The sequence below is a fragment of the Gluconobacter sp. DsW_056 genome (assembly GCF_002153595.1).
Classification (GTDB): domain Bacteria; phylum Pseudomonadota; class Alphaproteobacteria; order Acetobacterales; family Acetobacteraceae; genus Gluconobacter; species Gluconobacter albidus.
Genome location: NZ_JOPF01000006.1, coordinates 94,532 through 108,910, shown reverse-complemented (window position 1 = coordinate 108,910; position 14,379 = coordinate 94,532). Strand labels below are relative to the sequence as shown.

Sequence of the window (14,379 nt, the reverse complement as noted above, 5' to 3'; positions counted from 1 at the left end):
CTGAAGAATTATACATAAATATCCAAAGCCGATCTCCTTAAAAGGAGGCCGGCTTTTATTTTGGAAGTTTCCTGATCGATGGAAAAATGTGACATTTCTTCTGGTAGCGTTGTGTTGTCTGGTCGCCAGACATTTATTGTCCTTCAAAAAAAATCAGACTCAATCGTGGGGTGTCCTCTTGTTTATGAAGGGGAGCCGCTTCATCGGGCTGATGTCGCTCTGGAGTGGCATGAACTGGTGGATGCCGGTCTTTCACGTCTCGATGTGAGGTGCAGGTCCATTCCCTGTCAGCGCCCGGTTCTTTCTGTCCGGATGATTGGGCAGGTTGCGCCGGCGACCCTTGCGCGTGTGGCAGTGCGGGCCGAACGGGAGCAGGCGCAGCGCAATGTGGAGACCCAGGCACGGAAAGGAACGTGTCAGAGCGGACGTTCGCGGCCCAAGCCGGTCCGGACTGTCTGGCTGGAGGGGGGCATGATGATGAGCCGCAGGGAGGCTGCGCTGAGAGCGGGCTGATGGTCGGCTCTCGGGTCGATCTGGGGAAAAGGTTGAAGCAGATGGGTGAAGAAATATCCGGTAAGTGTTCCTTGCGGCGGGAACAGTCAGAAGAACGGAAAAAGAGATTTCTCGAGCATCTGTCTGTGAGTGGAAATATTTCGGAAGCCGGACGTGTTGCGGAGGTCCGGCGGAGTACGCTGTATCTCTGGAAAGAGGCGGATAAGGATTTTTCATCCCGCTGGGAGGATGCTCTTGAGGAGGCTGCGGACGCTCTGGAAGCGGAAGCGCGGCGCAGGGCGGTAGAGGGATATGATGAACCCATTACGTATGCGGGACGTGTTGTCTGTGATCCGGACACGGGAAATCCCATTGTCCGCAAACGCTACAGCGACGGCTTGATGGCGTTTCTGCTTCGGGCGCATCGTCCGTCCCGTTTCAGGACTGGCATGGAGGCTGATGGGCGTTCGGGGACGATCTCGATCAATATCAGCAGTGATGACAGCGCCCTTTAGGCTCAATGACTCGCAGCGTGAGGCGGTGCGGCTGCTTGGTGGGCCAGCAAGGCATATTCTTCTGAGAGGTGGGTCGCGGTCGGGAAAGACCTTTGTTCTGGTTCGGGCCGTTGTGATACGGGCGCTGAAGGCCTCGCAAAGTCGACATGGCATTTTTCGTCATCGTTTGACGGCGCTGAAGGCGTCGGTTTTGCGGGATACGTTTCCGAAGGTCATGCGGATGTGTTTTCCGCAGGTCGGGTGGAAGCTGGACCGGCAGGATTGTGTTGTGACGTTCCCGAATGGATCGACGATCTTTTTCGGGGGGCTGGATGACGAGCAGCGGACCGAGAAGATTTTGGGTCTGGAATTTGCGACGGTTTATTTGAATGAGGCCAGTCAGATCAGTTATGGCGCGCGGAATATGCTTCTGACGCGTCTGGCACAGAAGACGGATCTTGCGGTCAAGGAATATATAGATGCCAACCCGCCGAGCATGGGGCACTGGCTTTATGCGCTTTTCGAAAGCGGGATTGAGCCCAAGTCGGGGGAGCCGCTGGAGGATCGGTCGCTGTATGCGACGATGATCCTGAATCCGCAGGCGAACCGGAACAATCTGAGCGAGGATTACCTTGCCAGTTTGGAAGCGCTTCCCGAGCGGGAAAAGCGGCGGTTTCTTTATGGTGAATATCAATCGGTTGTTGAAGGCGCGCTGTGGCGGCTGGAGATGTTCCGCCGTGAGACGGCGATTACGGCGCAGAGCCGGGCGGATGTCGCGGCCCGGATGCGGCGTATTCTGGTGTCTGTTGATCCTTCGGGCGCTGCGGGACCGGAAGATTATAGGTCCGACGAGATCGGGATTGTGGTCTGCGGCGTTGATGCGGCTGGTGTGGGGCATGTTCTGGAAGATCTGTCTGCCAGGGATAGTCCGGCGGGCTGGGCTGCCAGGGCCCTGCGGGCATTTGATGAATGGGGTGCTGAACGCATTGTTGCGGAGCGGAACTTCGGCGGGGCTCTGGTAGAGGGCACGATCCGGAGTGTGCGGGCGCATGCCTCGGTCAAGCTGGTGACGGCGGCGCGGGGGAAGGCGGCACGCGCAGAGCCGGTTGCAGCGCTCTATGAGGTTGGCAGGGTTGTTCACCATGGCCGGTTTACGGCTCTGGAGGATCAGCTCTGTCACTTCTCGGTCAGCGGATATCGCGGGCCACGATCTCCGGATCGGGCGGATGCGATGGTCTGGGGGCTGAGTGAACTGATGCTTGCCGGAAGTGGCGGCATGACGGGCTGGAGTCCGTCTGGATTTTCGCTGGCGCGCTGAGCCGACCTTTTCAGGTCGGTAAGCGGCCTGAAACAATGGAGAACACATGGACTGGTTGTCCCTGCAACAGCGTTATGCTGTTCCTGCGGGTGCGTCCGCGCGGACGGCGCGGCTGCTGGCGCTCAAGCGTGTTCTGGACGGCACGCAGTATGATGCTCTGTCGCATCCGTTCTCGATGGAGAAGTCGGGAGCGGGCGAATATATTCCGTTATCCAGTCGTCGTCCTTCGGTCCGGACCAATCTGTGCCGGACGGTTGTGGATGAGTCGGTTTCGCTGCTGTTTGGCGACACGCACTGGCCCGGGCTGGTGACGGATGATGCGCGTGTAACGCATGCCATGAGCACATTCGCGTCGCAGACCAGGCTGGCGTCGCTTCTGATGGAGGCGGCGCGGCTGGGTTCTGTCGGATCGGTTGCGATCCTGTTCGAGGTGTCGGCAGGGGTTCCGAAGCTGTCTGTTCTGGAAACGGCGTATCTGACGCCGTTCTGGGATGAAGCGACGGGGGAATTGTTGCGGGTCGAGGAAAGGTTCCTGGTTCGGGGACGGGATCTGGCGGCGCAGGGCTATCCGATTGCGGGTGAGCTTCTGGGCGCTCAGTTCTGGTGGCAGCGGGTCTGGACGCCGGTCGACTGTGCGGTGTCCGTGCCCTGGCTGGTGGGAATGGATGGCGGCGTTCGGGATGAAAGCCGGTCCGTTCGGCATGGGCTGGGGTTTGTGCCAATTGTGTGGACGCGCAATCTGGGTGGGCCCTGTGGGCGCGATCCTGAAGGCGAGTGCACGTTCGAGCGGGCCATCGATACGGTGATCGAAGCGGATTATCTGCTGTCTCAGGCGGGGCGGGGGCTGAAATATGGCTCCGATCCGACGCTGGTCCTGAAAACGGGTGGTTTTTCCGACGGGGTGGCGCATCAGGGCGGTGCGGCTGCGGCGCTGACGCTTCCGCCTGAGGGAGATGCGAAGCTTCTGGAGATCAACGGAAATGCTGCGGGTGCGGTGCTCGATCATTATCGGGAACTGCGGCTGGTGGTGTTGGAACAGCTTCACGGAAACCGTGCGCATGGTGACCGGGTTGGCGGGGCGCAGTCCGGCAAGGCCATGGAGATGATGTGTCAGCCGCTGATATGGCTGGTGGATCGTCTGCGGCATTCCTACGGGGAAGGTGCGCTGCTGTCGATTTACCGGATGGCGTGTCGCTTTTCCTGTGTTCTGGAAAACGGGCTGCGGCTTGGCGGAGAACTGGTCAAGGATCTGCCGTATTGTCGCATGAGTTTGCGGTGGCCGGCGTGGTTTCCGTCCACGGACCCGGAGTTGCTGTCTCTGGTGCAGGGACTGGTGGTGGCGGTCTCCAATGGAATTCTGAGCCGCGAGACTGCGGTTCGGATGTTTGCAATGGCATCGGGAAATTCTGATCCGAATACGGAATGGAAAATGCTGGAGCAGTGGTGTGCTTCTGAACAAGCATGAGTGTTGACGGGGGAATGATGTCCGGAACTGATGACACCATTGAGGATGTGGATGCTCTGCGTCAGGCGCTGAATGAAGCGCGGAGCGAAGTTGAGGCGGTCCGTCAGGAAATGACGGATGTTGTGACGCGGCAGGAGACGCTTCAGCGTAATCATGAAGAAGCGCTGGCCCGGATGCGGGAGGACAGTAACCGGGAGGTTATTGTGGCGGCGCTCAGGGCGGAAGCGATCCGCAATGGTGCACATAATCCTGATGATGTTGTGCGGCTGATTGATCTCAACGGGATCGAGCGGGGCGAAGACGGCTCGGTGGTCGGTGTGTCCGAAGCTTTGCAGCAGGCCCGTCAGGAACGGGCCTATCTGTTTGGTGAGGTATTGAGGCCTGGATATTCGAGCGGGACGACGGTCGGGCAGGCTGCGCCTCGTCCGGGTGGGATGGAACCGTTCAATGCGCGGGCCGTCAGCGAGGCGGATTACGAAACGCGCAAATGGCAGTTTCTGGCTCAGAAGTGAGCTTCGGAACGATATTTGACCGGGTCTGATGGCAGGCCGGGTTCAGACAACACATTTACGGAAAAAATACATGAGCATTGATAATTTTCCTGTTCAGCTTCAGGCCGCCATCCAGCAGGGTTTTCTGGCCCGCGAGTTTGAGAATGGCCTGAAATCCCGTCTGGGTTTCCGCCAGGTTGCCGATCGCGAAGTGTTCCCGAACGCCATTGGTGAGACGCTGACGAAAACCCGCAAGAGCCTCAAGGCGCCTGTGACGACGCCACTTAATCCGACGGGAAATACCAATTTTGATAATGGTCTGAGCCCTTCTGGCTGGGCCGTTGAGCAGTATACGCTGTCGATCAACCAGTATGGCGATACGATTGACCTGAACATGGTAACCAGTGGTGTGGGGATTGCGTCGCAGTTTCTGGCCAATGCCAACACCAACGGTGTGCAGGCGATGCAGTCTCTCGACCGGCTGGCGCGCAATACGCTGTTTGGTGGCGCGCAGAATGGTGTGGGCGGCTATCTGGGCGGCAATACACGTGTGACGGCGACGCTCGGGAGCGCTGGAAATACCATTTCGGTTGATGACATCCGTGGTTTCCAGTCCGTGATCGTCAATGGTCAGGTCACGGCGCTCAGTGCGACCTACGGCATGACAGTGACGGTCGGCAGCGATGTCTATACGCTAGTCAATGTTGTGGCCGATGGAACGAACGTATCTACGGCGCCGGGCGGTATTTCGGGGCAGATGACGTTCTCGGCTTCCGTGTCGGTCGCGGATGGTACGGAAGGTCAGGCCGTTGTGGCGTCCACTGCGCCGATGGTGATCCGTCCGAATGGTCGTCTGACGACTGCGGCGTTGCAGACGGCGAGTGCGAACGGTCTGGCAGATACGCTGGGCATTCAGCAGGTTCTGGCCGGTGTGGCGACACTGCGGCGTAACAACGTGCCGATGATCAATGGTGCGTATCACTGTTATCTGGATGATCTGCAGCTTCTGTCGCTCTTCCGTGATCCGGACTTCAAGCATCTGTATCGTGGTGCCTACGGTTCGGAAGAGTATCGTTCCGGACAAGTGATTGAGCTTCTGGGTGTGCGGTTTATTCCGACGACGGAAGCGCCGCAGCAGGCGTCGCTTGGAGCGGGTTCCATTCATCGTGCGCTTCTTCTCGGTCAGGGCGCACTGATCGAGGGCGACTGTGCGCTGACGGGTCATTCCGACATTCCGGATGCCGAGCGGGCGCTGATCGAGATGGTGGACAGCGTGGCGATGGTGACGCGTGAGCCGCTGGATCGACTGCGTCAGATCATTGCGCAGTCCTGGTACTGGATTGGCGGTTTTGCTCTGCCGACCGACGTGACGGCGGACATGACTGTCATTCCGACGGCGACGAACAGCTATCTCAAGCGGGGTGTTGTGATCGAGAGCCTTGGTACGGATGCGCTTGGTCTGACGTTCTGATCTTTTTTCGGCCCCTGTCTTTGAGGCGGGGGCCTTTCTTGCGGGGGGAATGACATGTCCGGAACGGTTGGTTTATCGACGGATATTCTCTCGGAAGGAGAGAAAATGGATGTCCGTCGGTTCTGTGGATATCCCGCGATCGGATCGCGGGAGGGAAACCAGGAATCCTGGCGTTTCTTTCAGGTGGAAGGCGCGCTGGAATGGCGGATGAATTATCTGTCTGCAGCGGAATTACAGCAGATCCGGCTTTATCTGTCGCAGCTTTATCCGCTGGAGACGGCGATTACGGCGTCGTCGGACAATCTGGATACGGCGCGGGCAGCAAGCTGGTATCATAATGGTCGCGAAGTGCAGGATCGGATGATGCTGTTTACGCTGTGGCGTCGTCGTCTGTGTGCGTTTCTGGGTGTGACGGGTGGACTGGAACTGCAGGACGGCCGAGCGATCGTGGTTTGAGGAGAGCGGTGTGCAGCAGGCAATGATCGCAGCCCGGCTCTCCAGGGGATATGCCAAGGCGGCCCAGGTTCTCGGGGCTTCGGGCGAGCAGTATCGTCCTTCGGGCGGTCTGACGCCGATGGATGTGCTTTATGCGCAGCCCATGCTGGCTTTCGATGTGGATGCCGGATTTTCGTTCGAGCGTCCGATCGGATGGGGGATTCCGACGGAATATGTTCTGACGGATCGCCGGGATGATACGCAGGTGGGCGATATTCTTGCTGCGAGTGGCCGGACGTATTTCGTGGCGTCTGTGGAGCCTCTGCGGCCGCCGCTGTGTGTGGTGTGCAGCCGCACGGTCTCGGTCAGTGGTGTTACGGGATTGGTGCAGACGCTCGTCTCGGAGTGTCCGGCGGCCATCATCATGCGCGCGAAGGGAGAATCTTCGGGAAGTGGTGTTCCGGGGGCGACACGGCCGGGTCAGTCCGTGATGTATCTTCCGCTTCTGCCGGGAGTTGTGCTGACGCCGTATATGACGGTCACGACCGATCTGGGGACGACTTATACGGTCAATGCGGTGGAAATATCCGGGTTCGGTATCCGGTGCACCATGTCGTTTCAGCAGGTCTGAGGGGGAGAAGAATGACGGATGCCTCCAAAGTCGGGCTGGCGCTCGCCTATAACTGTGCGCAGGTTCTTTATCCGCAGGGGCCGTCAGGTGTTTCGGTAACGGGGCGGCAGGTGGTGTTGCGGCGGGGATGGCTTTTGCCGAGCGATCTTTTCGCAGCCCAGAATATTCGCAACGACACCGATTTCGTAACCGTTACGATGGCGCCCCGGAAAATGCCGGAATGGGCGGAGCCACTAGGGCGGCCCTGGCGTGTCCAGCAGAAGGTTGAGCCTACGGTCGGGGTTGTCGTGACGGGAGCGACGGTTGAGATCGTCTTTTCCGGGACTGCGACGCCTGTGGGAGTTGTGGCGGTCTGGCTGGATGATATGCCGCGGGGAGGAGAGCCGTCTGCGGCCTATGCGGTGACGGCACAGGATACGCCTGAAACGGTTGCTGCGGCTTTGGCGGCGGCGTTGACTGGCGGTGTGGCGAATGGTGCGGTTGTCAGTGTGCCGGGGCGGGTTCTGAATGGTTATGCCGGTGGGTACGGTCAGTCGGTGCGGGTGACGCGGCGGCAGGCGCAGCTCTATCGGGTTTCGATCTGGACGGCGGATACGACGGCGCGGGAAACGCTGGCATCTGTTCTGGATACCGCGCTGGCGGAGCAGAGTTGGATCACTACTCTGGACGGGTGTGAGGCTCAGCTCCGGTTCCAGAGCGTGGAAGATGTCGACACGATGCAGAACGAAGCATTGTATCGGCGGGATTATTTCTATGAGCTGGTATTCGACACCCTGCAGGTGCAGTGGGCGTCCGAAATGCTGTGCGGGATTGGCACCCTGTCCGCGGGGGAGGGGCTGTCGGCACCGTTCGGAGTTCTGGCGCCCGGGGCGGCGAACCAGACGGTGACGGCAGCGCTGGATGCCATGCAGGCTGTGGTTGCAGCGCAGGCTGCAGCTTCGGCCTATCCGGGTTTGGGCGTCGACCATTTTGGGACGGTGGTTGCGCTCGGCGGCTGACGCAGAAGCTGAGTCACAAGGCTGAAATTTCATCAGGAAAGCGGGTGACCTTCATGGAGGTGCCCGCTTTCTGCATTTTGGAGAGCGATCCGGGGATGTCTCTGGTCTATCAGGCGGGAACGCTGAATACCACGGCACTGACCGTGCCAAATCTTTATGTGCAGATTGCCCAGCCGCAGACGCTGGCCCTGGCCGGCGCGTCATCTTCGGTGCTGGGGATTGTGGGAACCGCTGGCTGGGGACCGGTGGGGATGCCTCTGCCGATCGGGGGCATGAGTGATTATGTCGCGGCGTTCGGCGCCAAGCAGAACAAGACGACGGATGCGGGTCTGGCGGTCAATATCGCCGTGATGCAGGGAGCGTCGACATTCGTGGTTGTCCGTGTGACGGATGGGACGGATGTGGCGGCTTCCGGTGCGCTTGATGGGGTGACGGTTCAGGCTGTCTGCACCGGAAGTGCGGGAAATGGCATTGTTGCTGCAGTGACGGCTACGGGGTCCGGCTATGCGCTTGCGGTGACACATGCCGAGCTGGGTTCAAGGACCTATGGGGGTGCGGACTGGTCCGGGATTGCCGCTGCTGTGGCGCAGGATCTGAGTGCGCTCGTGAAGGTCGTGCTGCCAGAAACGGTGCCGGCCATTGCGGCTGCGAGCGTGACGCTCTCAGGCGGCACGGATGGCGGCGTTCCCACGACAGCACAGTTCCTGGGGCAAGACAGCACGGTCCGGACAGGTATGTATGCGCTGCGGGGGCAGGGATGTGCCGTCGGGCTGCTGCATGGTGTGTCGGATAGCACGTCCTATACAGCGCAGGCGGCGTTCGGGACGTCCGAGGGGGTCTATATGATCGCCGTGGGGCCCGCCGCGGATACGGTGACGAACGCGATTTCCGTCAAGGCATCGAGTGGTCTGGATGCGGCGTCGGTCAAGCTCATGTTCGGGGACTGGCTGTGGTGGGATGATGACAGCAATGGCGTGATCCTCGTGAGCCCGCAGGCGTTTGCCGGGGGCAGGCTGGCCGCGCTTTCACCTGAACAGTCCAGTCTGAACAAGGCGCTGTCGGGGGTTGTCGGAAGCCAGAAGGCCGGTCTGACGGGAAGCAGCGCGACATATTCCACGGCGGAACTGTCCGTGCTGTTTACGGCTGGAATTGACGTGATCTGCAATCCGGCGCCGGGCGGAAGTTACTGGGCGGTGCGGTGTGGGCATAATTCGTCCAGCAAGAGCACCATGAATGGCGACAACTACACACGTTTGACAAACTATATTGCGTCTTCGCTTGCGGGGGGTATGGGTGGTTATGTCGGCGAAGTCATTAATGACACGCTGTTCAGCGATATCCGCTCGACACTTTTGGGTTTTCTGTCGTCACTGCTGTCTCAGGGTATTCTGGGCGTTCAGAATGGTGAACTGCCCTACAGTGTGGTCTGTGATTCGAGCAACAATCCGCAGTCCCGCACGGCGCTTGGATATGTGCAGGCGGATGTGGCTGTTCGATATCAGGGCATCAACGAGAAATTCATTGTCAATCTGCAGGGCGGCGCGTCTGTCACTGTGTCGTCTGCGTCGGGGAGTGTCGGCTAAATGGCAAATCCATACAGCATTGGCCGGGACTGCCGGATTACGGTTCTATGGAATGGTCAGCGGGTTGATCTGAGGGATGTGACGTCTTTCAGTGCGGCTCAGGAAACGCATGCTCTGCGTGCCAATCCGCTGAACGGCGTTCCGCTGGAATTCAATGTTCCGAATGGCTGGCGGGGAGCGTTTCAGATCGCCCGTGCCAATGCGGCGCTGGATAATCTGGTGGCAGCTGTGGAAGCTGCCTACTGGAATGCGGGAACGGTCGGAAGCGGGACGATTTACCAGTACGTTACGGAACCGGATGGTTCGACGAGCACTTGGGAGTTCAGTAATGTTTCCATGCAGCTGAAAAGTGATCCCTGGCAGGCGGATCACATGATCCATCAGACAGTTCAGTTCTTTGCTTCTACGAGGACGAAGATTTCGTGAGTGATTTTCCGCAGGAAATTGTTCTGTCAGATAAGCGCCGTCTGACGTTGCGCGAGATTGATCCGGCGGACATGCTGGATCTGATCGAAGCGGCGGGAAGTGCCATCAATGGGGCTTCGGCATCTGCTTGGCTGGGCTACGCGGAAATGATCTGTTCCGTGACGGCCATTGATGGTGTGCCGGTCCAGATGCCACAGAGCAAGGACGAAATCCGCGACCTTGCGCGGCGCGTTGGAAAGTCTGGGATTGCTGCGCTGACGCCGCTGTTTGAACGTGATGCGGATGACGATATCCTGGACGTCGCAAAAAACTGAGTCGGCACTCCGGGTTTCAGGAGATGCTTTATCTTCTGGATCACGGGGTGCCGTGGGATGTTTTGCGAGGGTGGTCAGGGGCGCGGCGTCTGGCTGCGTGTGTCATTACCGGTGAACGGGAAGGGCATTGTTTTGATTGGGGAATGATGCGTTATCAGGGAGAAATATGATGCGGGAGGCCATCTGGCGGAATATTCTCTTGGTCAGGACATTTTTCGATCAGTCTGCCAGAGGGTTGCTGCGGAGGGGAGAGTCAGTTTCAGCTGTACCCCGTCTGCGAAAACAGGGTGGTGTTACAACGCTTCGCGCCAGAAGCCATCTGGGCTCTGTCATCAGGATCACGCGTTCCGAAACGCAGGCAGTGTCCAATAACCGGGAAGCGCCTGGCACGGGGAAACCTACAGGATTGCGGTATGGAGCGCTTTCCTTAAGGCGGAAAGAAATTCAGCTTTCGATGCCCCGCTCTTCTTCTGTCAGACCTGTTGTTGCTTCAGTGGGGAACAAGGGAAGGGCTAAGCGGGTATCAGCTCTTTCGGTTTCCGCGCGGCAGGTGTTTCAGCCTCGTGTCGAACATAGTCAATATGTTTCGATAAAAAAACATTTTGGTTTTGATACTGGCGAAGGATCCTCGTCGGCAAGACGGATGGGAGTGTTCGGGAAAATCTCCCGTCCGAAGCCTGTCAGGCGGATGGGGACTGATATGCAGTCCGTTGTTCGTGGGGCAACGAGAGGAGCTGGAAACTCGCTGTTTGTGCCGCCACCCAGGACTCTGTTTGCGAAAGACCGAGTGTACGAAACGACCGGGCAGGAGCAGCATCCACAGCATGTTTTTTCAGGATCCCGAACATATCACGACACTGAGGTTGTGAATGATCGTCTGGAACATGAAGTGAGGGGCGGGGATTTTCTGCTGGGTCATCGTGAGGCCCGTCTGGCGGCGCGTCGTTCCGCCGGGGGGGTGGATGAGATCATGCAGCCTCAGTATCCCGGTCGAAGTATCGGGTTTTTCTGACAGAGGAGATATTCCCTGATGGGTGTTGGCCTTTCTGACATAGAAAATGCCATTGGCGCTGTAGGGCGTTTGGGGGCGTCGTCTCCTGTCATACTGGGAAACCTGGTTCTGACGGGAATTGAGGTTCCGGATACGCTTCAGGTTGGTGGCCGTCAGATGCTGGTTGTGCACCGTCTGCCTGGCGGTGGACGGGTTGTGGATGCGCTGGGTAATGATCCGGGACGGCTGGAACTCAGAGGACGTTTTCTGGGCCCTGATGCGCAGATGCGGGCGCAGGCAGTCGAGCGCATGCGTATGGCAGGTGCGCAGGTTGCTTTCTCGGCGGCGGGCCTCTCCGTACAGGTATGGATTGCGCAGTTTACCTATGCCTATCAGGCGAAGGGGGCTGTCTGTTCCTATAAGCTGGTCCTTGAGAGGCCTCAGGAAACGGCGTCCGTTCAGAGTCTGTCGACCTTGTCCGGTTTGCTGAGAGATGACATCGGAAGTGCTCTCGACAGTTTTTCCGGGACCGTTTCGGGTATCTCCGAAGGGGTCTTTACGGCGGCGGGACAGGTGTCTTCGGTTGTCGGGCAGGTGATGCCGCTGGCCAGTCTGGTTGGTGCAGGCGGTTTTGCTTCGAAAGTCACGGATGCGCTGGGGACGGTCAATGGCGTGGCGCAGAGCGGGATGAATCTCGCGACCGTTCCCTCCGCGCTGGCGTCTGTTGCGGGAGGGCTGCAAAATGCGGGAAGCGGTTTGCAGTCCATTATTGCCGGGGCGGGACAGAATGTTGAGGCCATCCAGCCGGTCAACAGTGTTTCGCTGAATACTCTTGGTCAGAATGCTGCACTTCTGAGTGCTGCGGCTGATGCAGGGGGGCTGGTGAACCGGTCTGCGGCGAATATTGCGGTGGCCCAAGGGCAGGAGACGGCTTTGCCGTCGGTTTTCGCATGAGGAAATGATGCAGGATATTATTGTCAGTGCTGCGGATATTTCCCTGTTTCATGTGGCGGCGCGTGAGCTTGGGGATGCGTCGCAGTGGTGGAGAATTGCGCAGGTCAACGGGATGGCTGACCCGGATCTGGGAAGAATTTCTGAAACGGTTGTTCTGAAGGTTCCGTCGGTTGAGCCTGATCTGGTATCTGGTCTGCCTGATGGAGCAGTGGAATGAGTGTCAGAAACCTGGAGGTTCAGGTTCTTTTTGACGGTCAGGTCGATCCTGTTCTGGCGCTTGTGCAGTTTGAAATCGATGCCAGCCGGTATGAGGCATGCGATGTCGCCACTCTCCGTCTAGCTGTCAGAAAACAGGGAGCGGAAACGCCCTGGTTTGAGGGGGAGCAGCCCACGCGGAAATGGGTGACGCTTCAGATGCGGGATACCCAGAATATTGCGGCCGCTTGGACGACCCTGTTTCAGGGGCGCCTTGATCATATCGACTATGTGGCGGAGCACGCCATTCTGGAGATGGAATGTCGTGATGCGCTGGCGGCGTTGATGGATCTGCGTGTTCAGGATGCGTGGCTCAACCATACCCAGCAGGAACTGCTGGAAATCATGGCGCAGGCGGCGGGGCTTGAGGCGCAAATTACCTTGCCTTCGGATCAGGCCACATTGATGGCGGGTCAGTTCTGGCAGATTGAACACAAACGGGGCGCTCTTATGGGGCAGCACCGTTTTCAGACTGCGGCGGATCTCGCGTTTACGATTGCAAGGGACGCTTTTTGCGATCTTTATGCCGACGGAACCTCTCTTGTCTGTCAGCCGCTGGGAGCTGCTTCGGATGCGGGTGCGCAGGTGACGGATATGCGTCATGCGGTTCTTGAAACCGGTATTGCGCGCGATTTGCAGTTGCTGGCTGGCGTGGTCGTTCATATGGCGTCTTGGGATTCCCGGCAAAGAAGTACGACACATGTTTATTACGATGGTGTTTCTTTTTCTCAGGACGCGCCATCGGGAAATTTCAGTATCCACACATTTCGTGTTCCTGGACGTCGGCTGGAAGACTTGCAGAGGCTGGCACGGGGCAAACATGCTCGCATTGCGGCTCATGCGTTGTCTGTCCGAATTAAAATTCCTGGAATTATTGGAATTGCACCGCGGAATTTCATGACTGTAGCGGTGGGAAGCGGCGAAAAAACTCTGGGGGTTGATCAGGTTCTTTCCCACTTTTCTGTGGAGAAGGGGTTTGTGCAGCATGTCGTTTTAAGGGATCGCGGAGGTGAGACATGAATGACGCCCGTTTTGATGCGGCCGCTCTGCAGGGCAGAACGGCCCATACGATGTTTGGGATCGTGTCTGCTGCTGATCCGGTCAATCATGCCGTAAAAGTCCGGATCCAGCCTGAAAACATAGAAACAGGCTGGATCCCGGATGCGTGCGGTGTGCATGCGGGAGATCTGCGGATTGCATGTCCGTCTTCTCCGGGAACGCATGTTGTGTTGCAGCCGGTTGAAGGGGATGGGGAGCATCTGGTGGTGACGGGAAGCGTGTATGACACGGTGGTCATGGCGCCTGTGTCTCCGCTGACGGGTAAGGTTGCACAACCTGGCGAACTGCTTGTCAAAGGCGGGTGCGGTCTGCCGCCGCTGTCTTCGTCGGGAAGTGTGGGGGCGTCATCTTCCGGTGCGGGCTGGCTGCATATTGGTCTGGATGGTGTTGCGGCAGGTGCGGGGAATGCGTCTCTCCTTATCAAGGATGGGACGATAAGCCTTTCTGTTGGTGGAACGGATATTACGCTGACATCTGCCGGACTGACTCTTTCCGGAGGGGATATTCGCACCGACCAGCATTCTCTTAATGAGCATATTCATCTGGCAGGAAGTCAGAAAACGGGGGGGCCGCTTGGATGATCGCTCTTTCGCATGTTTTCGGGAATGATCTGGTTCTGTCCGAAGGGGGTCTTCAGACTGTTTCCGGTACGGAACTCACGAGGCAGGGTCTGTTGAGAAGGCTTCTGACGGTTGCGGGAAATTATGTCTGGCAGCCCGATTATGGGGTGGGGCTTCCGCTCATGGTGGGGCAGGTCATTGCTCCGGAAGCCATGGAATCCGTCATCCGGGCGCAGGTTCAGGAAGATGCCAACGTGGACCCTTCACAGGTCGTGAGCGTGACCGTGACGGATGAAGGGCTGGGCATTTGCAGATGTGATGTTTCGTATGTGGATGCCGGGTCCGGCCAGCAGCAGAGCCTGTCTTTTTCCTACTGAAATAATGAGAGCGGCACAGTATCAAACCGCTCCAAGAGGATGCGATGTCTCTCTCCTTACGTTCT

Annotated in this window: 18 protein-coding genes; all 18 read left to right on the top strand. The window is 58.4% G+C overall.

The features are described from left to right. The first annotated feature begins 165 nt into the window (after positions 1–165). The 18 genes from HK22_RS05665 (at position 166) to HK22_RS05580 (ending at position 14,314) form a co-directional block, all read left to right on the top strand. Positions 166–513, top strand: a complete 348-nt coding sequence (locus HK22_RS05665; RefSeq protein ID WP_143412388.1) for a hypothetical protein — start codon at positions 166–168, stop codon at positions 511–513. Positions 514–638: 125 nt separating this feature from the next. After that, positions 639–1,007 (top strand): hypothetical protein, encoded by a 369-nt coding sequence (locus tag HK22_RS05660; protein WP_231865368.1) that lies wholly within the window; start codon positions 639–641, stop codon positions 1,005–1,007. Further along, entirely contained in the window at positions 991–2,304 is a 1,314-nt protein-coding gene (locus tag HK22_RS05655; RefSeq protein WP_086648615.1) for a phage terminase large subunit, read from the top strand. Before HK22_RS05660 ends, HK22_RS05655 begins: the two co-directional genes overlap by 17 nt. 46 nt (positions 2,305–2,350) lie before the next feature. Then, complete coding sequence (locus tag HK22_RS05650) at positions 2,351–3,769, top strand: portal protein (protein ID WP_086648614.1); 1,419 nt, start codon at positions 2,351–2,353, stop codon at positions 3,767–3,769. Between the two features lie 14 nt (positions 3,770–3,783). Continuing rightward, on the top strand, positions 3,784–4,281 hold the full coding sequence (locus HK22_RS05645; RefSeq protein WP_233142432.1) for a phage scaffolding protein: 498 nt from the start codon (positions 3,784–3,786) through the stop codon (positions 4,279–4,281). A gap of 70 nt (positions 4,282–4,351) precedes the next feature. Continuing rightward, positions 4,352–5,731: a hypothetical protein gene (locus HK22_RS05640; protein WP_062030640.1), complete on the top strand. Its 1,380-nt coding sequence runs from the start codon at positions 4,352–4,354 to the stop codon at positions 5,729–5,731. A 54-nt stretch (positions 5,732–5,785) separates the two neighbouring features. Continuing rightward, entirely contained in the window at positions 5,786–6,187 is a 402-nt protein-coding gene (locus HK22_RS05635) for a hypothetical protein (protein WP_062030642.1), read from the top strand. A gap of 10 nt (positions 6,188–6,197) precedes the next feature. Then, positions 6,198–6,797: a hypothetical protein gene (locus HK22_RS05630; RefSeq protein ID WP_174694477.1), complete on the top strand. Its 600-nt coding sequence runs from the start codon at positions 6,198–6,200 to the stop codon at positions 6,795–6,797. Positions 6,798–6,808: 11 nt separating this feature from the next. Continuing rightward, on the top strand, positions 6,809–7,795 hold the full coding sequence (locus tag HK22_RS05625) for a hypothetical protein (protein WP_086648613.1): 987 nt from the start codon (positions 6,809–6,811) through the stop codon (positions 7,793–7,795). A 95-nt stretch (positions 7,796–7,890) separates the two neighbouring features. Further along, on the top strand, positions 7,891–9,378 hold the full coding sequence (locus tag HK22_RS05620) for a phage tail protein (RefSeq protein ID WP_086648638.1): 1,488 nt from the start codon (positions 7,891–7,893) through the stop codon (positions 9,376–9,378). Continuing rightward, on the top strand, positions 9,379–9,804 hold the full coding sequence (locus HK22_RS05615) for a hypothetical protein (RefSeq protein WP_062108428.1): 426 nt from the start codon (positions 9,379–9,381) through the stop codon (positions 9,802–9,804). Then, entirely contained in the window at positions 9,801–10,118 is a 318-nt protein-coding gene (locus HK22_RS05610; RefSeq protein ID WP_086648612.1) for a hypothetical protein, read from the top strand. The genes HK22_RS05615 and HK22_RS05610 overlap by 4 nt, the downstream gene beginning before the upstream one ends. Before the next feature lie 865 nt (positions 10,119–10,983). Next, complete coding sequence (locus tag HK22_RS15075; protein ID WP_158093539.1) at positions 10,984–11,130, top strand: hypothetical protein; 147 nt, start codon at positions 10,984–10,986, stop codon at positions 11,128–11,130. An 18-nt stretch (positions 11,131–11,148) separates the two neighbouring features. Next, on the top strand, positions 11,149–12,063 hold the full coding sequence (locus HK22_RS05600; protein WP_086648610.1) for a hypothetical protein: 915 nt from the start codon (positions 11,149–11,151) through the stop codon (positions 12,061–12,063). Between the two features lie 4 nt (positions 12,064–12,067). Next, entirely contained in the window at positions 12,068–12,280 is a 213-nt protein-coding gene (locus HK22_RS05595) for a hypothetical protein (RefSeq protein ID WP_198945489.1), read from the top strand. Next, entirely contained in the window at positions 12,277–13,338 is a 1,062-nt protein-coding gene (locus tag HK22_RS05590) for a hypothetical protein (RefSeq protein ID WP_086648609.1), read from the top strand. The genes HK22_RS05595 and HK22_RS05590 overlap by 4 nt, the downstream gene beginning before the upstream one ends. Beyond that, on the top strand, positions 13,335–13,958 hold the full coding sequence (locus HK22_RS05585; RefSeq protein WP_086648608.1) for a baseplate assembly protein: 624 nt from the start codon (positions 13,335–13,337) through the stop codon (positions 13,956–13,958). The genes HK22_RS05590 and HK22_RS05585 overlap by 4 nt, the downstream gene beginning before the upstream one ends. Further along, a complete protein-coding gene (locus HK22_RS05580; RefSeq protein WP_086648607.1) occupies positions 13,955–14,314 on the top strand; it encodes a phage tail protein in 360 nt (119 codons plus the stop codon). The genes HK22_RS05585 and HK22_RS05580 overlap by 4 nt, the downstream gene beginning before the upstream one ends. Positions 14,315–14,379 lie beyond the last annotated feature (65 nt).